Source organism: Acidovorax sp. LjRoot74 (genome assembly GCF_964254355.1).
GTDB lineage: Bacteria > Pseudomonadota > Gammaproteobacteria > Burkholderiales > Burkholderiaceae_C > Acidovorax.
The window spans coordinates 584,421-605,428 of sequence record NZ_CAXUTI020000001.1; the positions used below are offsets into that span (position 1 = coordinate 584,421).

17 protein-coding genes are annotated in these 21,008 nt (G+C 67.6%); 10 read left to right on the forward strand and 7 right to left on the reverse strand.

The window, feature by feature from the left end:
- Positions 1-136: 136 nt before the first annotated feature.
- The 5 genes from ACSQ3O_RS02740 to ACSQ3O_RS02760 all read right to left on the reverse strand — a co-directional run bounded on the left by ACSQ3O_RS02740 (position 137) and on the right by ACSQ3O_RS02760 (position 6,405).
- Positions 137-1,465, reverse strand: coding sequence for an ABC transporter substrate-binding protein (locus ACSQ3O_RS02740; protein ID WP_436137763.1), 1,329 nt, complete (start codon positions 1,463-1,465; stop codon positions 137-139).
- Positions 1,466-1,590: 125 nt separating this feature from the next.
- Positions 1,591-2,667, reverse strand: coding sequence for a branched-chain amino acid ABC transporter permease (locus tag ACSQ3O_RS02745; RefSeq protein WP_436137764.1), 1,077 nt, complete (start codon positions 2,665-2,667; stop codon positions 1,591-1,593).
- 25 nt (positions 2,668-2,692) lie between these two features.
- Positions 2,693-3,622 (reverse strand): branched-chain amino acid ABC transporter permease, encoded by a 930-nt coding sequence (locus ACSQ3O_RS02750; protein WP_056647436.1) that lies wholly within the window; start codon positions 3,620-3,622, stop codon positions 2,693-2,695.
- 15 nt (positions 3,623-3,637) lie between these two features.
- Positions 3,638-4,423, reverse strand: a complete 786-nt coding sequence (locus tag ACSQ3O_RS02755) for an ABC transporter ATP-binding protein (protein WP_056060064.1) — start codon at positions 4,421-4,423, stop codon at positions 3,638-3,640.
- Positions 4,424-4,458: 35 nt separating this feature from the next.
- The gene (locus ACSQ3O_RS02760) at positions 4,459-6,405 is read right to left on the reverse strand and encodes an AMP-dependent synthetase/ligase (RefSeq protein WP_137748772.1); all 1,947 of its coding nucleotides are present in this window, start codon (positions 6,403-6,405) and stop codon (positions 4,459-4,461) included.
- Between the two features lie 181 nt (positions 6,406-6,586).
- Between ACSQ3O_RS02760 and ACSQ3O_RS02765 the strand changes: the two genes are divergently transcribed.
- Entirely contained in the window at positions 6,587-8,359 is a 1,773-nt protein-coding gene (locus ACSQ3O_RS02765) for an ExeA family protein (RefSeq protein ID WP_436137765.1), read from the forward strand.
- A 5-nt stretch (positions 8,360-8,364) separates the two neighbouring features.
- Positions 8,365-9,177 (forward strand): general secretion pathway protein GspB, encoded by an 813-nt coding sequence (locus tag ACSQ3O_RS02770; protein ID WP_436137766.1) that lies wholly within the window; start codon positions 8,365-8,367, stop codon positions 9,175-9,177.
- A 135-nt stretch (positions 9,178-9,312) separates the two neighbouring features.
- Here ACSQ3O_RS02770 and ACSQ3O_RS02775 read toward each other — a convergent pair whose 3' ends face one another.
- The gene (locus ACSQ3O_RS02775; RefSeq protein ID WP_436137767.1) at positions 9,313-10,506 is read right to left on the reverse strand and encodes an ABC transporter substrate-binding protein; all 1,194 of its coding nucleotides are present in this window, start codon (positions 10,504-10,506) and stop codon (positions 9,313-9,315) included.
- 163 nt (positions 10,507-10,669) lie between these two features.
- Here ACSQ3O_RS02775 and ACSQ3O_RS02780 point away from each other — a divergent pair, with 163 nt between their 5' ends.
- Positions 10,670-11,404: a Crp/Fnr family transcriptional regulator gene (locus ACSQ3O_RS02780; protein ID WP_137748769.1), complete on the forward strand. Its 735-nt coding sequence runs from the start codon at positions 10,670-10,672 to the stop codon at positions 11,402-11,404.
- Between the two features lie 12 nt (positions 11,405-11,416).
- Here ACSQ3O_RS02780 and ACSQ3O_RS02785 read toward each other — a convergent pair whose 3' ends face one another.
- Positions 11,417-13,135: a methyl-accepting chemotaxis protein gene (locus tag ACSQ3O_RS02785; RefSeq protein ID WP_436137768.1), complete on the reverse strand. Its 1,719-nt coding sequence runs from the start codon at positions 13,133-13,135 to the stop codon at positions 11,417-11,419.
- 175 nt (positions 13,136-13,310) lie between these two features.
- On the opposite strand from ACSQ3O_RS02785, the gene ACSQ3O_RS02790 reads away from it, so the two are divergent.
- From ACSQ3O_RS02790 to ACSQ3O_RS02820, 7 genes are all read left to right on the forward strand, one after another.
- Positions 13,311-13,526, forward strand: a complete 216-nt coding sequence (locus ACSQ3O_RS02790) for a hypothetical protein (RefSeq protein WP_436137769.1) — start codon at positions 13,311-13,313, stop codon at positions 13,524-13,526.
- 25 nt (positions 13,527-13,551) lie between these two features.
- A complete protein-coding gene (locus ACSQ3O_RS02795) occupies positions 13,552-14,445 on the forward strand; it encodes a DUF4394 domain-containing protein (RefSeq protein ID WP_436137770.1) in 894 nt (297 codons plus the stop codon).
- Positions 14,442-15,083, forward strand: a complete 642-nt coding sequence (locus ACSQ3O_RS02800; RefSeq protein WP_137748765.1) for a methylamine utilization protein — start codon at positions 14,442-14,444, stop codon at positions 15,081-15,083. Before ACSQ3O_RS02795 ends, ACSQ3O_RS02800 begins: the two co-directional genes overlap by 4 nt.
- On the forward strand, positions 15,083-17,449 hold the full coding sequence (locus ACSQ3O_RS02805; RefSeq protein WP_436137771.1) for a putative bifunctional diguanylate cyclase/phosphodiesterase: 2,367 nt from the start codon (positions 15,083-15,085) through the stop codon (positions 17,447-17,449). Before ACSQ3O_RS02800 ends, ACSQ3O_RS02805 begins: the two co-directional genes overlap by 1 nt.
- Before the next feature lie 344 nt (positions 17,450-17,793).
- On the forward strand, positions 17,794-18,633 hold the full coding sequence (locus ACSQ3O_RS02810) for a pseudouridine synthase (protein WP_366523376.1): 840 nt from the start codon (positions 17,794-17,796) through the stop codon (positions 18,631-18,633).
- Between the two features lie 51 nt (positions 18,634-18,684).
- On the forward strand, positions 18,685-19,965 hold the full coding sequence (locus ACSQ3O_RS02815) for an esterase/lipase family protein (protein ID WP_436137772.1): 1,281 nt from the start codon (positions 18,685-18,687) through the stop codon (positions 19,963-19,965).
- A 63-nt stretch (positions 19,966-20,028) separates the two neighbouring features.
- Positions 20,029-20,964, forward strand: coding sequence for an exopolyphosphatase (locus ACSQ3O_RS02820; RefSeq protein WP_436137773.1), 936 nt, complete (start codon positions 20,029-20,031; stop codon positions 20,962-20,964).
- The last annotated feature ends 44 nt before the right edge of the window (positions 20,965-21,008 follow it).

The window sequence follows — 21,008 nt, forward strand, 5'->3', positions numbered from 1 at the left end:
GGAGACTGTCGCGGCCCAGACCAGTGCCACTGCGCAAGGGCCGCCCCGCCGCGCTGGTGGCGTCCCCCTTCCCGAATCGCGCAGCGATTCGAGAGAAGGGGGAAGGCGCGTCAGCGCCTCAGGGGGATGGTCCGAATCAAGACTGGCAATCCGCTGCGTCGCGGCGCGTCATCTTCTTGTCGGCCAGGTACTTGTCCGCACCGGCCTTGACCATGGGCTTCAGGATCTGCTCATCGGCCTGGTACCAGTCGGACGAGAAGTTCCACTTGCCGCCGTCCCAGGTGTGCACGCGCGCCCAGGTGGAGCCCATGTGGTCGGCGCAGCTGGTGGACAGCGGACGCATCACGCCGCCAAAGCCCAGCGCGTCCAGCTTCTTCTGGTCCAGGGCCAGGTTTTCCATGCCCCAGCGCACTTGTTCGCCGGTCATGACCTTGCCCTTGCCAAAACGCTCCTGTGCGCGGCGCACCGACTCGACGGCCAGCATCTGGATGATCACGCCGCGCGTGTACAGCACCGAGCCCACTTCGTCCTTGGGACCCGTGCCCTGGCCCTTGTCGTGCACGTTCTTCAGGATGTCCTGGATCACCTTGGGCTGCTGGCCCGAGGTGTTCAGTGCCAGCGCGTTGTAGCCCTTGGCGCCTTCGCCCACGTCGCGCACATCGGGTTCGGCACCGGCCCACCACACACCGTACATCTTGTCGCGGGGGTAGCCCGTGGCCTGGGCTTCCTTCAGCGCGGTGGAGTTCATCACGCCCCAGCCCCACAGCAGCACGTAGTCGGGGCGGCTTTGGCGTACTTGCAGCCAGGTGGCCTTTTGTTCCACGCCGGGCGCGGTCACGGGCAGCATCTGCAGCTCAAAGCCGTGCATCTTGGCGCGCTCCTGCAGCAGCGGGATGGGCTCCTTGCCGAACGGGCTGTCGTGGTACACCAGCGCGATCTTCTTGCCCTTGAGCTTGTCCAGGCCGCCATTGGCCTTGCCGATGTGCTGGATCAGGATGTCGGCACCGGTCCAGTAGCTGCCCATGAAGGGGAAGTTCCACTTGAACGCCTGGCCGTCCTGCGCCACCGACAGGCCATAGCCCAGCGTCATCAGCGGGATCTTGTCCACGGGGGCCTTCTCGGTCAGCGCAAAGGTGATGCCGGTGGCCTGGGGGTCGAACAGCGAGACACCGGGGCGGCTCTTCAGGCGTTCGTAGCATTCCACGCCCCGGTCGGTGGCGTAGCCCGTTTCGCATTCTTCAAAGGTCAGCTTCACACCATTGATGCCGCCGTCGCGGGCGTTGATCATCTTGATGTAGTCCTGCTTGCCGTTGGCCCATGGCACACCGTTGGGTGCGTACGGACCCGTGCGGTACGACAGCAGCGGGAAGAACTGCTCCTTGGCTTGTGCGAAGGCGTTCGTCGCGACGGACGAGGCACCGGCAGCAACCACCGCAGCGGCGATCACGATTTTCGAAAGCTTCATGGATGTCTCCTTTGAATGAATGTGTTGAAGCACGGGGAAAACAGGACGGATGGACAGTTAACGCGGCAATGCGACGGTGGCGAATCGGGAATTGCGAGTAAGGGGTTTCCTGCAGCGCCGCCCGGTCAATGGGGGAAGGGCCACAGGCGCAGCTTCTGCTTGGCGGTGGACCAGAGCTTGGCCAAGCCATGGGGCTCGACGATCAGGAACCACACGATCAGCGCGCCGAAGATCATCAGCTCGGCGTGCGACACGCCCGCCGTGGACACCTCGACGCCAAAGATCCCCATGAAGGCCGGCAGGAACTGGTTGAGCACGATGGGCAGCACCACGATGAAGGCCGCGCCGAAGAAGCCGCCCATGATCGAGCCCAGCCCGCCGATGATCACCATGAACAGCAGGCGGAACGAAATCTCCACCGAGAAGGCCGCAGGCTCCCACGCGCCCAGGTGCACAAAGGCCCACAGTGCACCGGCCATGCCCACGATGAAGGAGCTGACGGCAAACGCGCTGAGCTTGGCGTACATCGGGCGGATGCCGATCACGGCGGCGGCCACGTCCATGTCGCGGATGGCCATCCACTCGCGGCCAATGGCGCCGCGCACCAGGTTCTTGGCCAGCAGGGCCACGATGACCAGCAACGCCAGGCAGAACAGGTATTTGCTGGTGGCGCTTTCGATGGGCATGCCCAGCACCTGCAGGTTGTTGACCGACACCGAGCCCGAGTCGGAGTTGTTGGTGAACCACTTGATGCGCAGGAACATCCAGTCGCTGAAGAACTGCGCAGCCAGCGTGGCCACCGCCAGGTACAGCCCCTTGACGCGCAGGCTGGGCAGCCCGAACAGGATGCCGAAGAACGTGGCGCACAACCCGCCCAGGATCAAAGCCGGAATCAGCGGCATGCCCGGAAAGCGCACGAAGAAGTTGTAGGCCCCGTAGGCCCCCACGGCCATGAAGGCGCCCGAGCCCAGCGAGATCTGCCCGCAATAGCCCACCAGGATGTTCACCCCCAGTGCCGCCAACGCCATGATGACGAACGGAATCAGGATGGCGCGGAAGATGTAGTCGCTGGCCAGCATGGGCACGGCGATGAAGGCGATGGCCAGGATGATGCCGATGGCAAGGCGGTCCTGCGCAATCGGGAAGATCTGCTGGTCGGCGCGGTAGCTCGTCTTGAACTGGCCGTTTTCGCGGTAGAGCATGGAAGTCTCCTGTTGTTCTTATGGGTTACACGCGATCGATGATCTTCTCCCCGAACAAACCTTGCGGTCTGAACAAGAGAAAAACCAACGCCAGCACATACGCAAACCAGATCTCTATGCCCCCACCCACGAACGGGCCCAGGTACACCTCGGAGAGCTTTTCACCCACGCCGATGATCAGCCCGCCGATGATGGCGCCGGGCACCGAGGTGAGGCCGCCCAGAATCACCACGGGCAGGGCGCGCAGCGCCACGGTGGTCAGCGAGAACTGCACGCCCAGCTTGCTGCCCCAGATCATCCCGGCCACCAGGGCCACGACACCCGCCACGCACCACACGATCACCCAGATGCGGTTGAGCGGGATGCCGATGGATTGCGCTGCCTGGTGGTCGTCGGCCACGGCGCGCAGGGCGCGGCCGGTGGAGGTCTTCTGGAAGAACACCGACAACAGGGCCACCAGTGCGGCGGCGATGGCGGCGGCGATCACGTCTTCCTTGTTGATCAGGATGCCGCCCTGGAACATGGACTCCAGCGCGAAGATGGGCTCCTTGGGCATGCCCACGTCGATCTTGTAGATATCGCTGCCAAACAGCGTCTGGCCCAGGCCTTCCATGAAGTAGGTGATGCCCAGCGTGGCCATGAGCAGCGTGGCGCCCTCCTGGTTCACGAGGTGGCGCAGCACCAGTTTTTCAATCAGCCAGGCCACCACGAACATGATGGCGCCTGCAATCACAAAGGCCGCCAGGTTGGCCACGATGGGGCTGCTGATGCCCGTCCACTTGGGGATCCACTCGGCAAAGCGGGCCATCGCCAGCGCTGCGAACAGCACCATCGCGCCCTGCGCAAAGTTGAACACGCCCGAGGCCTTGTAGATCAGCACAAAGCCCAGTGCCACCAGTGAATACAGCATGCCGGCCATGAGGCCGCCGATCAGTGTTTCGAGAAAGAATGCCATGTTGTCGTCTCCTGATCAGTGCGAGGTGCCGAGGTAGGCACTGATCACGTCTTCGTTGCTGCGCACTTCGTCGGGGCTGCCGTCGCCGATCTTCTTGCCGTAGTCCAGCACCACCACGCGGTCGCTGATGTCCATCACCACGCCCATGTCATGCTCGATGAGCACGATGGTCGTGCCGAACTCGTCATTCACGTCCAGGATGAAGCGGCACATGTCCTGCTTCTCTTCCACGTTCATGCCAGCCATCGGCTCGTCGAGCAGCAGCACCTGCGGCTCCATGGCCAATGCGCGGCCCAGGTCCACCCGCTTTTGCAGGCCGTAGGGCAGCTGGCCCACGGGGGTCTTGCGGTAGGCCTGGATTTCGAGGAAGTCGATGATGTGCTCGACGTATTCGCGGTGGCGGATCTCCTCGCGCTCGGCCGGGCCGATGCGCAGCGCCTGCATCAGCAGGTTGCTTTTGATCTTGAGGTTGCGGCCGGTCATGATGTTGTCGATCACGCTCATGCCCTTGAACAGCGCCAGGTTCTGGAACGTGCGGGCCACTCCCATCTCGGCCACCTGGCGCGAGTTCATGTGGTCAAAGGTCTTGCCCCGGAAGGTGATGGAGCCTTCGGACGGCGTGTACACGCCGTTGATGCAGTTGAGCATGGAGCTCTTGCCTGCGCCGTTGGGGCCGATGATGGCGCGGATCTCGTGCTCTTTCACATTGAAAGAGATATCGGTGAGTGCCTTCACCCCGCCAAACCGGAGGCTGATGTTCTTGACGTCGAGGATGACGTCGCCGATCTTCTTGGTGGTCATGGTGGGGGGCTTCTCCAGCGGGTAGAGCGCGGGCTTCATGCGGCTGCCTTCACGGGCGCGTAGGTCTTGGTGTCCGACAGCTTCAGGGTGGCGCTCACGCTGCCCGTGCGGCCGTCTTCGAACTTCACCTGGGTTTCGATGTACTGCTCGGTGCGGCCCGCATACAGCGCGTCCACCAGCACGCCGTACTTGTCGGCGATGAAACCCCGGCGGACCTTGTTGGTGCGGGTGAGTTCGCCGTCGTCGGCGTCCAGTTCCTTGTGTAGCACCAGGAAGCGGCTGACCTGGCTGCCCGCGAGCATGGTGTCGGTGGCCAGGTCGGCGTTCACCTTCTCGATGCACTCGCGGATCAGCTCATACACCTCGGGCTTTTGCGCCAGGTCGGTGTAGCCCGCGTAGGGCAGGTTGCGGCGCTCGGCCCAGTTGCCCACAGCGTCGAAGTCGATGTTGACCATCACGCAGACCTTTTCGCGCTTGTCGCCCAGGGCCACGACTTCCTTGATGTGCGGGAAGAACTTGAGTTTGTTCTCCACGTACTTGGGCGCAAACATGGCGCCGTCGTTGGCGCCGCCCAGGATGCGGCCCACGTCCTTGACGCGGTCGATGATCTTGAGGTGGCCGTGCGCGTCCAGAAAGCCCGCATCACTGGTGTGGTACCAGCCATCGGCCGTCAGCACCTCGGCCGTGGCAGCCGGGTTCTTGTAATACTCTTTGAGCAGCCCGGCCGACTTGACCAGGATCTCGCCGTTGTCGGCCACCTTGATCTGCACGCCGCGAATCGGCACGCCCACCGTGTCGGCGCGGGCCTGGTTGTCGGGCTGCAGGCAGACGAACACGGCGGTCTCGGTGGAGCCGTACAGCTGCTTGAGGTTGATGCCGATGGAGCGGTAGAAGGTGAACAGGTCGGGGCCGATGGCCTCGCCCGCCGTGTAGGCCACGCGCACGCGGCTGAACCCCAGGTTGTTGCGCAGCGGGCCGTACACCAGCAGGTTGCCCAGCGCGTACTTGATGCGGTCCAGTGTGCCCACAGGCTCGCCGTCCATCAGGGCCGGGCCCACGCGCTTGGCCACTGCCATGCAGGCCTCGAACATCTTGCGCTTGATGGCACCTGCGTCTTCCATGCGGATCATCACGCTGGTGAGCAGGCCTTCAAAAATGCGCGGCGGCGCAAAGTAGTAGGTGGGGCCCACTTCCTTGAGGTCGATGGTCACGGTGCTGGCCGACTCGGGGCAGTTGACCACGTACCCGCAGGCCAGCCACTGCGCGTAGCTGAAGATGTTCTGCCCGATCCAGGCGGGTGGCAGGTAGGCCAGCACTTCTTCGCTGCTGGTGAGCTTGTCGAACTCTGCCCCCGCGCTGGCGCGGTCCAGCAGCGTGCTGTGCGTGTGCACCACGCCCTTGGGGTTGCCCGTAGTGCCCGAGGTGAAGAACATCGCGGCCACGTCGCCGGGTTGGGCCTTGGCCACTTCGGCCTTGAACCACTGCGGGTGCTTGGCGACATAGGCGGCACCAGCCTCGATCAGCGAATCCAGCGATGCCAGGCCCTGCTCCTGGTAGTTGCGCAGGCCCCGCGGGTCATCAAAGAAGATGTTGGAGATCTGCGGGCATTGCTCGCGGATTTCGAGCATCTTGTCCACCTGCTCCTGGTCTTCCACCAGGCAAAAGCGCACCTCGGCGTTGTTGAGCGGGAAGATGCATTCGGCCGCCACCGCGTCCTGGTACAGCGGCACGGGGATGGCGCCCAGCGACTGGGCGGCCAGCATGGTGGCGTACAGGCGGGGGCGGTTGGCGCCAATCACCACCATGTGCTCGCCGCGCTGCAATCCGGCCTGGTGCAGCCCGGCAGCCACCTGCTCCACCAGGCGCACCAGGTCGGCCCAGCTGTGGGTTTGCCAGATGCCATATTCTTTTTCGCGCAGGGCCGGGGCCGTGGGGCGCTCGGCGGCGTGCTTGAGCAGCAGTTGCGGGAACGTGGTCAACATTGCAGCTTCCTGAAAGTGAGAAGGTGTCGGCCCGGTGACAGCCGGGGGCGCAGGCTTGTGTTTGCGCGATGGGGGAATGCTAGGACCCACTTTGACGCCGTCTTGTCTTGCCGACGACAATTTAGGGGTAACTCCTTGGTGGGTAAAACCCTGCCTGCGGGCGGGCGGTATCCTCCGGGGCATGTACGCCCCGTTTTTCGGTCTCCAGCATCCCCCGTTTTCCATCGCCCCGGACCCCCGCTACCTGTTCATGAGCGAGCGCCACCGCGAGGCCCTGGCGCACCTGCTGTACGGGCTGGATGCAGGCGGCGGTTTTGTGCTGCTGACGGGCGAGGTCGGCGCGGGCAAGACCACGGTGTGCCGCTGCTTTCTGGAGCAGATCCCGGCGCACTGCAACGTGGCCTACATCTTCAACCCCAAGCTCACCGTGCGGGAGCTGCTGCGCTCCATCTGCGACGAATTCGGCGTGCCGCACCAGCCCATGGTGCCGGGCGGTGTGGAGACGGTGAAGGACTACATCGACCCGCTCAATGCCTCGCTGCTGGCTGCGCATGGGGCCGGGCGCAACACCGTGCTGATCATCGACGAGGCGCAGAACCTCTCGGCCAATGTGCTGGAGCAACTGCGCCTGCTCACCAACCTGGAGACCAGCGAGCGCAAGCTGCTGCAGATCATCCTCATCGGCCAGCCCGAGCTGCGCACCATGGTGGCCAGCCCCGCGCTGGAGCAGCTCGCGCAGCGCGTGATTGCGCGTTTTCACCTCGATGCGCTGAGCGTGCGCGAGACCCAGCAATACATCGCCCACCGCCTGGCCGTGGCGGGCCTGCAGGGGCCGATGCCTTTCAGCCAGCGCGCCATGGCACGCGTGCATGCGCTGTCGCGCGGCGTGCCCCGGCGCATCAACCTGCTGTGCGACCGGGCGCTGCTGGGCGCCTACGCTGCCGGGGTGCGCGAGGTGAGCGCCTCCATCGTCAACCGGGCCGCGCGCGAGGTGTTCGATGCCCCGGCATCGGCCGCAGCGGCACGCCAGGCGCGCCCCTTGCTGCCCCGCTGGGCCGTGGCGGGCCTGGGCGCTGTGGCGGGTGCTGCCCTGGTGGCGGCTGGGGGTTGGGCGCTGGGGGGCTGGCCTCTGCTGGCGGCCCGCAGCGCGGGCGCCCCGGTGGCGGCCACGGCACCCCTATCGCCTGCCAGCTTGGCCGGGGTAGCGGGTGCGCGTGCACAGCCCCCGATGGCAGCAGCCAGCGCCGCCTCGGCGCCTGGCATGGCGACGGCCGCTGCATCGGCCGCGTCTGCCCCGTTGGCAGCGCCGGTGGGGGCAGCGCCCCTGTCCGACCTGCAGCAGTTCCTGGCGGCGTTGCCCGCGAGTGATGGCCCGGCCTGGCAGGCCCTGGCCACCCGCTGGGGCGCCAGCGTGCCCGAGGGCACCGACGCCTGCGCCACGCTGCCGCGCGAGGGGCTGCGCTGCTACCGCAACCGTCGCGCTGGCCTGAATCTGGTGCGCCAGATTGACCGGCCAGTGCTGCTCACGCTGTTCCCCTCGGACGATGGCGACAGCGCCGTGTCGGCCGTGCTGCGCAGCCTGGACGGCGACACCGCCACGCTCGAAGGCGCGGGCCGCACGCTGCAGGTGCCGGTGGCCGAGCTGGCCCAGGTGTGGCGCGGCGACATCGCCACCCTGTGGCGCGCCCCGATCGGCATGCCCGACAAGGGCGACATTGCCGAGAGCACGGCCGGAGCCGCCTGGCTCGACAAACAACTGGCCACGCCCGTCGCCGGTGGCCCGGGCGCAAGCGCGCGCACACGGGCCGCCACACCTGCGGCGCGCCAGGCGCGTATCCAGCGCTTTCAGCTGGCCCAGGGCGTCACGCCCGACGGACGCGCCGGTCCGCTGACCCTCATGCTGCTCAACCGCGTCAACGGCGTGAGCGAACCCCGCTTGCGCACAGGAGCCTGATCCCCATGTCCTACATCCTTGATGCGCTGCGGCGCGCGGAAGCCGAACGGGGGCGGGGCGGAGTGCCCGGGCTGCATTCACAAGCGGTGCCGGTGCCCGGCGCGGCGCCTGTGGCCGAGCGGCCCACCGCGTCGCCCTGGCTCATGGCCAGCACCGGTGTGGCGGTGGCTGCCGTGGCCGTGGCGGGCACCTGGTGGGTGATGCAGCGCCCGGCCCCGGCGCCCGCCGTGGTGGTGGCCGCTGCCCCAGCGCCCACCCCTGCACCGGTGCCTGCAGCGCCCCAGCCCGCTCCGGCGGCCCCAGCCGCACCCTCAACCCCCGCGCCCGCGCCCGCAGCGGTGCCAGCCCCCGCACCTGCGGCGGTGGCCCCTGCACCCGAACCCCGCGCAGCCGAAAAACGCAGCGCAGCCCCTTCGCCGCGCGAGAAAGCAGCGCCGCCCGCGCCTGCCCCCCGGGGCGCCGAGCCGTCTGCGCGCTCTCGGTCCGAGCCCTCCCGTGACCCTGCGCGGGACTTTGCTCGTGACGCCGCCCCGGCGCGGTTGCCCGAACCGGCGGCCGCTGCACCCGCGCCCGCCACGGCCACCGGCACAGTGTTCGCCCAGGGCGACCTGCCCGAGGCCGTGCGCGCACAGCTGCCGTCACTCAAGATTTCGGGCGTCACCTACTCGGGCAACCCGGCGTACCGCATGGCCATCGTCAACGGCCAGGTGCTGCACGAGGGCGACCCGGCTGGCCCGGGGCTGTTGCTGGAGAAGATCGAGCCCGGGCGCACCATCTGGTCGTTCAAGGGCTACCGCTACGGACTGGCCTCCCAGTAGCCCGCTGGGGCTTTGGTGGGGTCAGGATTTTGAAGAAAAAACGGCCTCTCCGCCCGCTGGGTAAGTCTTTTAAGCTATTTATTTGATAGCATTCGTTTCGTGCGCCGTGCAGCCACTGCGCCCGCGCTCGCCAGGTCAGCGGATAAAGCGCCCATCGCGTCCCACCAGCGTCAGTTCCACAAAACGCGAGGCATTGCGCTCCGGGGCGCTGGCGTTGATCTCGAAGCCGCCCAGGTCCCATTTCTTGAGGTTCCAGGTCGCGTCGATGAAGGCCGCGCGGGTGGGGTTGCGGCCTGCGCGCTGCAGGGCCTCGGCAAACACGCGGGCGTTGATGTAACCCTCCAGCGCCAGGTGCGAGGGCTCGGCTGTTGCGCCCGAGGCCTTCCAGGCCGTCTGGAACTCGCGCACCACGGGCATCACCACGTTGGAGGGCAGGGGCACCACCTGCGAGATCGCCATGCCCGTGGCATCTGCACCCAGCGCCTTCACGGTGGCCGATGTGCCCATGACCGACAGCGCATACAGCGTCACACCGCGCTGGATGGTGCGGAAGGCCTTGACGAATTCCAGTGTGGGTTTGCCTGCGAGGCCGATCACGATGGCCTCCAGGTTGCCGCCCGCCAGCTTGGTGGCGGCGCTGCCTGCGTCCGAGGCGTTGTTCTCGACCGTCACGGCAAGCGCCTGCGGCAGCTTGAGTCGGTCCATGGACTGCTTGGCCGCGTTGAACACCTCTTTGCCGAAGGCGTTGTTCTGGTAGACGATGCCGATGCGCTGGATGCCAATGGTGGACAGGTGCTGCACCAGCTTCTCGGCCTCGTCGGCATAGCTGGCGCGGATGTTGAACACACTGCGCGCCTTGGTGCGGCTGAGCTGGGCGCCGGTGAAGGGCGCAAAAAACGGAATACCGCTGTCGATCACCTTGGGCAGCATGGCGTCGATCATGGGCGTGCCCATGCAGTTGAACAGCGCAAAGGTGGACGGGTCGGCCAGGAACTGCTCCACATTCGCCAGCGCTTTGGGCACGTCGTAGCCATCGTCCAGTGTGGTCAGTTCAATCGCCTTGCCGTGGATGCCGCCGCGCGCATTGATGGCGGCAAACGCCGCCTTGGCGCCCTGGTGCATGGCCGAGCCCAGGTCGCCCAGCGGGCCGGTGAGGGCGGTGGACTGCGCAATCTTGAGCGCGCCATCCTGCGCATGGGCGCGGCCCGCCAGTCCCGCCCAGGGCAGTGCGGCCATGGCGGCCAGGGCCTGGCGTCGCCCCAGGCCACGGACTGGGGTGGCATGCAGGGGCTCTGCGGCGGGCGCTCCGGTGGATCGGTGTTGGTTCATGCTTATGTCTCCTCAATGGACCCGGCCGAGACCTTGGGCAGGTTCCAGGGCGCGGGGAGGCGCCATCATCCGGTGGAGATTGGCATTTTTTTGTCTTTCTGACGACAATTCAGATCAGGATTTCCCGTACCCATCCCCACCTTCATCCCAATGGCCTGCCTCCATGGACTCCCGCACCAACCAGGACCTGTCGCTGCACCAGCGGCGCCGCCCCCCCACCGCCGATGAACTGGACGGTATCCCCTGGCTGGACCAGCTCCAGCCCGCCGAGCGCGAACGCGCCGTGGCCTCGCTGCTGGTGGGCGATGCCAATGCGGGCGACTACGTGTGCCGCATCGGCCGGCCGGTGACCTACTGGTTCGGCGTGGTCGAGGGCCTGCTCAAGATGAGCAGCGACAACGCCCAGGGCCAGACCATGACCTTCACCGGCGTGCCGCCCGGCGGCTGGTTTGGCGAGGGCACGGCGCTCAAGCGCGAGCCCTACCGCTACAACATCCAGGCGCTGCGCAAGAGCGTGGTGGCGGGCCTGCCGATCGACACCTTCCACTGGCTGCTGGACCATTCCATCGGCTTCAACCGCTTCGTGATGAACCAGCTCAACGAGCGCCTGGGCCAGTTCATCGCCGCGCGCGAGATCGACCGGCTGAACAACCCCGATGTGCGTGTGGCGCGCAGCCTGGCGTCGCTGTTCAACCCCGTGCTGTACCCGGGTGTGGGCGAGGTGCTGCGCATCACGCAGCAGGAACTGGCCTACCTGGTGGGGCTGTCGCGCCAGCGCGTGAACGAGGCGCTTGCTGCGCTGGAGGGGCAGGGCGCGATCCGCATCGAATACGGCGGCCTGCGGGTGTTGGACCTGGCGGCGCTGCGCTCCAGCATCTTCCAGCTTAAAGGGGGCTGACCCCTGCGGCGCTCAGCGCGGCAACGACGGCAGCTTGCTGCGGGGCTTCAGGGCCGGTGCGCGCGGTGGTGCGCTGCGCAAGGCCGGGGCGGGCATGGGGGCGGGGGCGGCCACCGGGGCGCCGGTGCCCCAGCTGTCCTCGCTTCCGCCATCGTTGCGCGAGAGGCGGAAGGTGCCCACCATCTGCGTGAGGCGGCCTGCCTGGTCCTTGAGGCTGTCGGCGGCGGCCGCGCCTTCTTCCACCAGCGCGGCGTTCTGCTGCGTCATTTCTTCCAGCGCGCCCACCGACTGGCTCACATGCCCGATGCGCTGGCTCTGCTCCTGCGTGGCGGCGGTGATCTCGCCCATGATGTCGGACACGCGGCGCACCGACAGCACCAGCTCCTCGATGGTCTTGCCCGCGTGGTTCACCAGGGTGCTGCCCTCCTGCACCTGATCGACGCTGGCGCCGATCAGCGCCTTGATCTCGCGCGCGGCCTGGGCCGAGCGGCCGGCGAGGTTGCGCACCTCACCTGCCACCACCGCAAAACCCCGGCCCTGCTCGCCTGCGCGGGCGGCCTCGACGGCGGCGTTGAGCGCGAGGATGTTGGTCTGGAAGGCGATGCCGTCGATCACGCTGATGATGTCTGCGATCTTGCGCGAGCTGGCACTGATGGTGTCCATGGTGCTCACCACCTGCGATACCACCTCGCCGCCGCGTGTGGCGGCGTCGGATGCAGTGGATGCGAGCTGGTTGGCCTGGCGGGCCGAGTCGGCGCTTTGCGACACCGTGCCGGTCAGGTCCACCAGCGAGCTGGCAGCGCTTTGCAGGTTGTGCGAAGTCTGCTCGGTGCGCTGGCTCAGGTCCAGATTGCCCGAGGCGACCTCGGAGCTGGCCACCAGGATGGAGTCGGCCGTCTGGCCGATCTCGCCCACCAGGGTGCGCAGGCGCTCCTGCATGGCGGCAATGGCTTCGAGCAGGCGCCCGGTTTCGTCTTGGATGCGCACCTCGACCTGCGAGGTGAGGTCGCCGCGCGCGATGCGCTCGGCCACCACCACCGCACGGCCGATGGGCGCCGTGATGCTGGTGGTGATGCGCCACGCAATCAGCGCACCCAGCCCAATGGCCAGCGCCACCAGCAGGCCGCCTACCAGGCGGGCGTGGCCCTGGGTCTGTGCGCTAGAGGCTGTGGCCTCGGCGTTCAGGGCGTTCTGCAACTCGATCAGCTCGCGCAGCTTGGCGCGCCAGGCGGTCTCGCCCGGGGCCACGCGGGTCATCAGCGCCAGCGTGGCGCTCACGGTGTCACCGTCGTCGGCGGCCTTGATGGCATTGGCGAGTTCGGGGCGCGCCTTGCGGCCCAGCTCCTGCACCTCGGCCAGCAGCTTGGTCTCTGCCGGGGTGGCGCTGTCGGGGAGCAGCAGCGCGGCCAGGGCGGTCTCCTGGGTGGCGTATTCCTTGAGGGTCTTGCCCACGGCTTCGATCTGCGCGTGGGCCTGCTTGGGGTCGATGTCGTTGAGCATGGCGGCCGAGCGGCTCTGGATGCCGATGGCACTCACGCTCTCCAGCATGCCGTTGACCAGCTTGGCCTTGTTGGCCCCGACGCCGGTGATCTGGTGCATCTGTTCGTTGACCTGGCTGACCGACAGCTGGCCCAGGGCCGCCACTGCAATGATAAGCACCAGCATGCAGCCAAAGCCCAGGCTGAGCCGGCTGGAGATCGACAAGGATTTGAGGGAGGCGGCGGCAGGCATGGAGGTCCTTGTGTCTCGGTGGGCGGCAGGAGGAAATCAGGTCGGTGCGAACAAAACCGGTGTGGCCGGACCGAAGCAATATCGGTGCCCACAGGGGCCTGGCAGGGCGGGCCGCACGTTCGACGCAGTGTAGGCAGAAATCTCCAAATGTGTCATGAGCGTTGCGGATGGGGGCATGCCCGAATTGCATGGCCTCGCTTGTTACAAATGTGCGGCACTGTTTTTGCGGGGCGGCTGCACCAAAGTGCAACAGGGCGTGGGGGCGTATTCTGATAAAAAATGGCGGTTTCCGCGCATTGGTATTGAATTGGTAGCTATTGTTTTTGATGTTATTGAAGAGCACCCCGGGTTTGCCCCGGGGGGGCGACGGCCCGGGGGCGATCAGGTATAAACCTGTAACAGTTGCGAGGTCTTTCATGCATCCCACTTTTTGCTCTTTGGCGTTGCGGGCCGTTCCGGCGGCCGTGGTTGTGGCATTGCTCGCGGGGTGCGCGGCCCCGCCCGCCGACCCCGGCCTGCGCGAGGCGGTGGTCGCCGTGACAAGCGCGCACGAACTCATCACCTTCCATGCGGGCCAGCCCGATCGCATCCTGGAGCGGCGTCCGGTCACCGGCCTGCCAGCGGGCGACCGGCTGGTGGGCATCGACTTCCGGGTGGCCAAGGGCGTGCTGTATGCGCTGTCGCAGGCGGGGCGGCTGTACACGCTCGACATCCCCACGGGGGCGCTGCGCCCGGTGGGGGCAGCGCCTGCGGTGCTGCCCCTGACCGGCACCGTGTTTGGCTTTGACTTCAATCCGGCGGCCGACCGCATCCGTGTGGTCTCCAACACCGGCCAGAACCTGCGCCTGCACCCCGACACCGGCGCCGCCGTGGATGGCGACCCGGCCGTGGACGGCGTGCAGCCCGACCCCGCCTTGCGCTACGCCTGGAGCGATGTGAACGCCCGCCGCAAACCCGACATTGCGGGCGCCGCCTACACCTACAACCCGAACGACAGCAAGATCACCACCAACTACGCCATCGACCGCGCGCTGGGCGTGCTGGTCATGCAGGGCTCGCGCGAAGGCACCACGCCTGTGGTCTCGCCCAACACCGGGCAGCTGCGCACCGTGGGGTCGCTGGGCCTGGGGCCGCTGACCGATGTGGCGTTTGACATTGCCGACGTGGGCAACACGGCCCTGATCGCGGTGCGCACGGCGGCCGACAGCCAGACCCGCCTGCACCAGGTGAACCTGGCCACCGGCGCCACCCGACCCTTGGGCACGGTGGGCGAGGGCACGCCGCTGCTGGGCATGGCGATCGAGCCATGACCCCTGGCGGCACGCCCTTTCTGCGCCGCGCCGGCCGCCTGCTGCTGTGTGCGTGGGGGCTGGCGGGCTGGGGCCTGGCGGCACAGGCGGGCTCCGTGCAGGTGGAAGTGGCCGACGCGGCGGGTAAGCCGCTAGCCGATGCCGTGGTGTTTCTGGACTCGGCCGACGCGCGCAAGCAGGCCAAGCCGCTGGCGGGCATGGAGATGGCGCAGGAGAAGCGGCAATTCGTGCCCGGCGTGCTGGTGGTGACCACCGGCACCGAGGTGCGCTTCCCCAACCGCGACACGGTGCGGCACCATGTGTATTCGTTCTCGCCCACCAAGAAGTTCGAACTCAAGCTCTACACCGGCACACCCTCCAACCCTGTGCTGTTCGACAAGGCTGGCGTGGTCACGCTGGGCTGCAACATCCATGACCAGATGGTGGGCTGGATCCTGGTGCTGGACACCCCGTACTACGCGCGCAGCGCGGCGGCCACGGGCAAGGCCCAGATCGATAACGTGCCGACCGGCGCCTACACGCTGCGCATCTGGCACACCCGCCTGCCCGTGGGGGCCCCCGCGCAGGAGCAGGCGCTGACAGTGCCCGCCACCGGCACTGCCACGGCCTCGGTGCGTTTGATGGGGTTGCAGCCTTGATGCGGCTGCGCCTGGCCCGGCGCAGCCTGATCCTGCGGCTGGTGGGACTGTCGCTGCTGCTGCTGCTCATCGTGCAGGCGGCTGGTTTCACCGTGGTGCGGGCCTCTATCGACCGCAATGCGCGGGCGCAGATTGCGCGGGCGCTGGACCTGGACGAAAACATCTGGCGCCGCCTGCTGGAGCAGAACGCCGAGCAGCTGCGCCAGGGCTCGGCGCTGCTGGCGGCCGACTACGGCTTTCGCTCGGCGGTCAACTCGGGGGACGAGGACACCATCCAGTCGGTGCTGGAAAACCACGGCAGTCGCATTGGCGCGGCCGTGACGGCCCTGCTGGGCACCGACCTGGAGTTGCGCGCCGTCAGCCTCACCGACGGCATGGATCAGTTCCCCGCCACGCTGCGGCAGGTGGTGCCGCGGCTGGCCAGCCAGCCCCAGGGCAGCCAGACCGTGGTGATGGACGGCGTGCCCTACCAGTTTGTGATGGTGCCCATGCGCGCGCCTGTGGTGATTGGTTGGGTGCTGATGGGTTTTCGCATCGACCAGTCGCGTGCCGATGAGGTTCGGCAGCTGCTGGCGGTGCATGTGGCGCTGGTGGTGAAGGGCGCCGACGGGGTGGTGAAAGTGCCCGTGGCCACGCTGTCCCCCGATGCCCGGGCCCAGTTGCTGCGCGAAGGCGCTGCTGTGGGCGAGCTGCAGACGGACGAGGGCACGCTGCTGGTGCGCGCCAGCAAGCTCGACAGCGTGGGCGGCGAGGTGCATTCGCTGCTGCTGCGGTCGGTGGACGAGGTGGTGGCCCCCTACCGCCAGCTGCAGGTGCTGCTGGCCATCATCACCGTGGCGGGCGTGCTGCTGTTTGCCGCAGGCACCGGGCTGGTGGCGCAGCGGCTGACCACGCCCCTGCGCTCGCTGCTGGCCGCCACACAGCGCCTGTCGCGCGGCGAATACGACACGCCGCTGGAGCACACCGGCCGTATGGACGAGATCGGCAACCTCGCGCGCTCGTTCGACCACATGCGCGTGGACATCGCGGCGCAGCAGACCGAAATTCGCCGCCTGGCCTACTGGGACCGCCTGACCGGGCTACCCAACCGGGAGCGTTTCCGCGAGGCGGTGGTGCGGGCCCTGGCGGGCCACCCCGAACATCCGGGCCGTGCAGGGCATGCCACCACACCCCAGCCCATGGCGGTGCTCACCCTCGACCTGGACCGCTTCAAGCATGTGAACGATGTGCTGGGCTATGCCTTTGGCGACCGCCTGCTGCAGGCTGTGGCTGGGCGACTGAGCCAGCTGGTGCGCTCCCCTGACGACATGGTGGCGCGCCTGGGGGGCAACACATTCGCCATCCTGCTGCTGAACGCAGATGCAGCCGCCGCGCACGAGATCGCCCAGCGCATCAACCGTTCGTTCGAGGAGCCGCTGGCCTTCGAGGACCAGACGGTGGACCTGAGCGCCGGCATCGGGTTTGCCTGCTGGCCGGGCGATGCGGACGATGCCGACACCCTGCTCAGCCGCTCGGAGATCGCCATGTATGCGGCCAAGCGCAAGCTCAGCGGCGCGCTGCAGTACGACGCCGCGTTCGACTCGACCAGCGCGCAGACCCTGTCGCTACTGACCGAGCTGCGCCATGCGGTGGAACACCATGAGCTGCGCCTGTACCTGCAGCCCAAGGTGCCGCTGCATGGCCAGACGGGCCTGGCGGCCGAGGCGCTGGTGCGCTGGCAGCACCCGCAGCGCGGGCTGGTGCCGCCCATGCAATTCATTCCGTTTGCCGAGCAGACGGGGTTTGTGCGCCAGCTCACGCTGTGGATGTTTGAGGAGGTGGCGCGGCTCTTGGCCGACCCGCGTACGCAGGGCCTGCCGCTCAGGGTCTCGGTCAACCTCTCGACCCGCGACCTGCTCGACCCGGAGCTGAGCAACCGGCTGGCCGACATCCTGGCGCGCCACCGGGTGGCTGCCAGCGCCTTCTGCCTGGAGATCACCGAAAGCGCGATCATGGACGACCCCCAGCGTGCAGAGGCCATGCTCAACCGGTTGTCGGAGCAGGGCTTCAAGCTGTCCATCGACGACTTTGGGACGGGCTACTCATCGCTGGCCTACCTTAAGCGCCTGCCGGTGGATGAGCTCAAGATCGACAAATCGTTTGTGATGGGCATGGAGACGGGCGAGGACGACGCGATGATCGTGCGCTCGACCATCGACCTGGCGCACAACCTGGGGCTCACCGTGGTGGCCGAGGGGGTGGAGACCGCTGGCATCCTGGAGCAGCTGCGCACCCTGGCGTGCGACGAGGCGCAGGGTTACCACATCACCCGGCCTCTGCCGGTCGATGATTTTCTGGCCTGGCAGGCGCGGCAAGGGGTGGGGTAGGCGACCGTTTTGGGGTTGCAGCAATGCCGCCTGTGCCGGGCCCGCTGAATTTCATTTGGGCCCCGGGCGGCCCGCAGGCGAAAATACGCGCAATGTCTTCTTCTGCTTCTCGCCCGCCTGCGGGCCCTGCCGCCCCGGCCACCGATGCCGGTGGCCCTTCTTCGCCTGCCGCGCCGCGCCCCGTGCTGCGCCGCCCCACGCTGGCGGCCAAGCCCGCGCCCGCCCGGCCTGCGCCGCCGCCCCGGGCGCCCCGGCCTGCGCGGTCGCCCGCCCCGTCCACCTACCGCGTCGCATCGGGCGCGTTTGTGGCGCCTGTGCGCCAGGTGCCTGCGCCCGCCACGGGCATGGTGGGCGGCCTGCCCACCTCGCGCCTGAACAAGCGCATGGCCGAGCTGGGCCTGTGTTCGCGGCGCGAGGCCGACGACTGGGTGGAGCAGGGCTGGGTCAAGGTCAACGGCGTGGTGGCCACCATGGGCCAGCAGGTCACGGCGGCCGACCGCATCGAGGTGGACAAGATCGCCCAGGGCTTCCAGGAGCAGCGCGTCACCATCCTGCTGAACAAGCCCATCGGCTATGTGAGCGGCCAGGCCGAAGACGGCCACACGCCAGCCGTGGCACTGATCAACCCCCGCACCCACTGGCGCGATGACCCCAGCCGCAACCGCTTCTCGCCGCCGCAGCTGCGGGGCCTGGCGCCTTGCGGGCGGCTCGATATCGACTCGGTGGGCCTCTTGGTGCTGACCCAGGACGGCCGCGTGGCCCGGCAGATCATTGGCGAGGACTCCGTGATGGAGAAGGAGTACCTGGTGCGCGTGGTCTACCAGGCTCCGGGCCAGGCAGCGCCACGCCATCCCAGCGAGCGCTCCGCGCCGCTGCAGGAAATCGATGAGCGTGACCCGGTCAGCACCAATGTGCAGGCGGTGTTTCCCAAAGAGCTGCTGGAGCGCCTGCGCCATGGCCTGAGCCTGGACGGCGAGCCGCTCAAGCCGGCCAAGGTCGATTGGCAAAACCCCGAGCAGCTGCGTTTTGTGCTGACCGAGGGCAAGAAGCGCCAGATCCGCCGCATGTGCGAACTGGTGGGGCTCAAGGTGGTGGGCCTCAAGCGCATCCGAATCGGCCGTGTGACCCTGGGCAACCTGCCCGTGGGGCAGTGGCGCTACCTGTCGCCCAACGAGCGCTTCTGAGAGCTGCCAGGCTCCGTACCACCCCTCTTTTTCTGGATCGGAGCCTTTCTCATGCCTTCTTCGCGGCCACCGCGCACGCGCAACAGCGCCCCGGCTTCTGGAACCAACCCGGTGCGGCAGCTGCGGGCTTCGGACCTGCGGGGCGTGGCCCGCCTGGCCACGCAGGCCACCACCAGCATCAGCCGCGTGGCAGAGGGCGTGCACCAGTCGGTGCGTGGCACGCTGGGCCTGCCGGGTGGGGCTGAGCCGGGCCGTGCCGGGGGGCTGACCGGTTTGGTGTACCAGAGCATCCGGGGGGTGACCCGGCTGGTGGACGCGGGCCTGCAGGCCGGACTGGCACGGCTGGAGCCCTTTTTTACCGCCAGCACGCCCTGCACCGAGGTGCTGTGGGAGCGCGAAGCGGTCATTGCCGCCCTCAATGGCGTGATGGGCGACCGGCTGCAGCAGGACAACAACCCGCTGTGCACGCAGATGGGCTGGTACCAGCAAGGCCTGCCACTGGATGTGCAGGCCTTGGGCGCCTCGGGCGTGGCCAGCGGCAAGTTGTTGGTGCTGGTGCATGGGCTGTGCATGAACGACCTGCAGTGGCAGCACGGCGGCCACGACCATGGCACCCACCTGGCCCAGGTGCTGGGCCACACGCCGGTGTATCTGCGCTACAACACCGGCCAGCACATCTCTACCAACGGCGCCGAGCTGTCGGCCCAGCTCGAATCCCTGGTGGCATCCTGGCCTGTGCCCGTGACGGAGCTGGCCGTGCTTGCCCACAGCATGGGCGGGCTGGTGGTGCGCAGCGCCTGCCACCATGCTGCTGCCACCCAGGCCACGGGCACCAGTGGCTGGCTGCCCCGGCTGCGCCAGGTGGTGTTTCTGGGCACGCCCCACCATGGCGCGCCGCTGGAGCGTGCGGGCAACTGGGTGGATGTGCTGCTGGGCAGCACCCCGTATTCGCGGCCGTTTGCGCGCCTGGCGCAGCTGCGCAGCGCGGGCATCACCGACCTGCGGTATGGCCATGTGCTGGATGCCGACTGGCAGGGGCGCGACCGCTTCCGGCGCCGCCCCGACCCGCGCACCCCATCGCCGCTGCCCGCCGGGGTGGCTTGCTACGCCGTTGCGGCCACACTTGCCACGCGGCGCAGCCCCGTGGCCGAGCGGCTGGTGGGGGACGGGTTGGTGCCCTTGCACAGTGCCCTGGGCATCCACGATGATGCAGGCCGGGGGCTGGGGTTTGCCAAGGACCGCCAGGCCGTCTTCTACCGCCTGGGCCACCTGGCGCTGCTGGGTGATGCCGGGGTGGCCCGGCAGCTGGTGAAGTGGATGGCGCCGGGATGAGGTTGGGGCGCCTGCGTACGGCTACGATGTGATCATGAAGCAATAGGTAACAAGGAGAAACTTGTGAGTGATGTGAAATACCGCCTGGTGACCCGCAGCGACTTTGACGGCCTGGTCTGCGCCGTGCTGCTCAACGAGCTGGACCTCATCGACGAAATCACCTTCGTCCATCCCAAGGACATGCAGGATGGCAAGATCGCCATCACCAGCCGCGACATCACCACCAACCTGCCCTATGTGCCGGGCGCCCACCTGGTGTTCGACCACCACGAGTCCGAAACGGTGCGCAACTCGGGCCGCCGGGCCGAGAACCACATCATCGAGGCGCATGCGCCCTCGGCCGCGCGCGTGGTCTACAACCACTACGGCGGCAAGGCGGCTTTCCCGCGCATCACCGACGACATGATGGCCGCCGTGGACCAGGCTGATTCAGCCCAGTATTCGCGCGAAGACATCCTCGACCCCCAGGGCTGGGTGCTGCTGAATTACATGATGGATTCGCGCACCGGGCTGGGCCGTTTCCGGGAGTTCCGCATCAGCAACTACGCGCTGATGATGGACCTGATCCAGTATTGCCGCGACCACACCATCGACGACATCCTGGCCCTGCCCGACGTGCAGGAGCGCGTGCAGCTCTACCGCGAACATGCGGCCAAGGCCAAGGAGCAGCTGCAGCGCTGTGCCATCCGCATCGGCAAGCTGGTGGTGCTGGACCTGCGCGAGGAAGAGACCATCTGGGCCACCAACCGCTTCATGATCTATGCGCTGTTCCCGGACTGCAACATCTCCATCCACGTGATGTGGGGGCTGCAGAAGCAGAACACGGTGTTTGCCACGGGCAAGTCCATCCTGGACCGCAGCAGCCATGTGCACATCGGCAACCTCATGCTGGAATTTGGCGGTGGTGGCCATGCGGCCGCAGGCACCTGCCAGGTGTCCAACGACAAGGCCGACGCCATCCTGCAGACCCTGGTGCAGCGCATCACGACCGAGAACTGAGCTGGCTTGCCGAGGGCACAGGCCGACCGGCCCCGGTGCCCTGC

Bases quoted from the DNA above. Each gene is read 5' to 3' on its own strand.
- ACSQ3O_RS02740 (WP_436137763.1), bottom strand. From the start codon at position 1,465: ATGAAGCTTTCGAAAATCGTGATCGCCGCTGCGGTGGTTGCTGCCGGT.
- ACSQ3O_RS02745 (WP_436137764.1), bottom strand. From the start codon at position 2,667: ATGCTCTACCGCGAAAACGGCCAGTTCAAGACGAGCTACCGCGCCGAC.
- ACSQ3O_RS02750 (WP_056647436.1), bottom strand. From the start codon at position 3,622: ATGGCATTCTTTCTCGAAACACTGATCGGCGGCCTCATGGCCGGCATG.
- ACSQ3O_RS02755 (WP_056060064.1), bottom strand. From the start codon at position 4,423: ATGACCACCAAGAAGATCGGCGACGTCATCCTCGACGTCAAGAACATC.
- ACSQ3O_RS02760 (WP_137748772.1), bottom strand. From the start codon at position 6,405: ATGTTGACCACGTTCCCGCAACTGCTGCTCAAGCACGCCGCCGAGCGC.
- ACSQ3O_RS02765 (WP_436137765.1), top strand. From the start codon at position 6,587: ATGTACGCCCCGTTTTTCGGTCTCCAGCATCCCCCGTTTTCCATCGCC.
- ACSQ3O_RS02770 (WP_436137766.1), top strand. From the start codon at position 8,365: ATGTCCTACATCCTTGATGCGCTGCGGCGCGCGGAAGCCGAACGGGGG.
- ACSQ3O_RS02775 (WP_436137767.1), bottom strand. From the start codon at position 10,506: ATGAACCAACACCGATCCACCGGAGCGCCCGCCGCAGAGCCCCTGCAT.
- ACSQ3O_RS02780 (WP_137748769.1), top strand. From the start codon at position 10,670: ATGGACTCCCGCACCAACCAGGACCTGTCGCTGCACCAGCGGCGCCGC.
- ACSQ3O_RS02785 (WP_436137768.1), bottom strand. From the start codon at position 13,135: ATGCCTGCCGCCGCCTCCCTCAAATCCTTGTCGATCTCCAGCCGGCTC.
- ACSQ3O_RS02790 (WP_436137769.1), top strand. From the start codon at position 13,311: ATGCCCGAATTGCATGGCCTCGCTTGTTACAAATGTGCGGCACTGTTT.
- ACSQ3O_RS02795 (WP_436137770.1), top strand. From the start codon at position 13,552: ATGCATCCCACTTTTTGCTCTTTGGCGTTGCGGGCCGTTCCGGCGGCC.
- ACSQ3O_RS02800 (WP_137748765.1), top strand. From the start codon at position 14,442: ATGACCCCTGGCGGCACGCCCTTTCTGCGCCGCGCCGGCCGCCTGCTG.
- ACSQ3O_RS02805 (WP_436137771.1), top strand. From the start codon at position 15,083: ATGCGGCTGCGCCTGGCCCGGCGCAGCCTGATCCTGCGGCTGGTGGGA.
- ACSQ3O_RS02810 (WP_366523376.1), top strand. From the start codon at position 17,794: ATGGTGGGCGGCCTGCCCACCTCGCGCCTGAACAAGCGCATGGCCGAG.
- ACSQ3O_RS02815 (WP_436137772.1), top strand. From the start codon at position 18,685: ATGCCTTCTTCGCGGCCACCGCGCACGCGCAACAGCGCCCCGGCTTCT.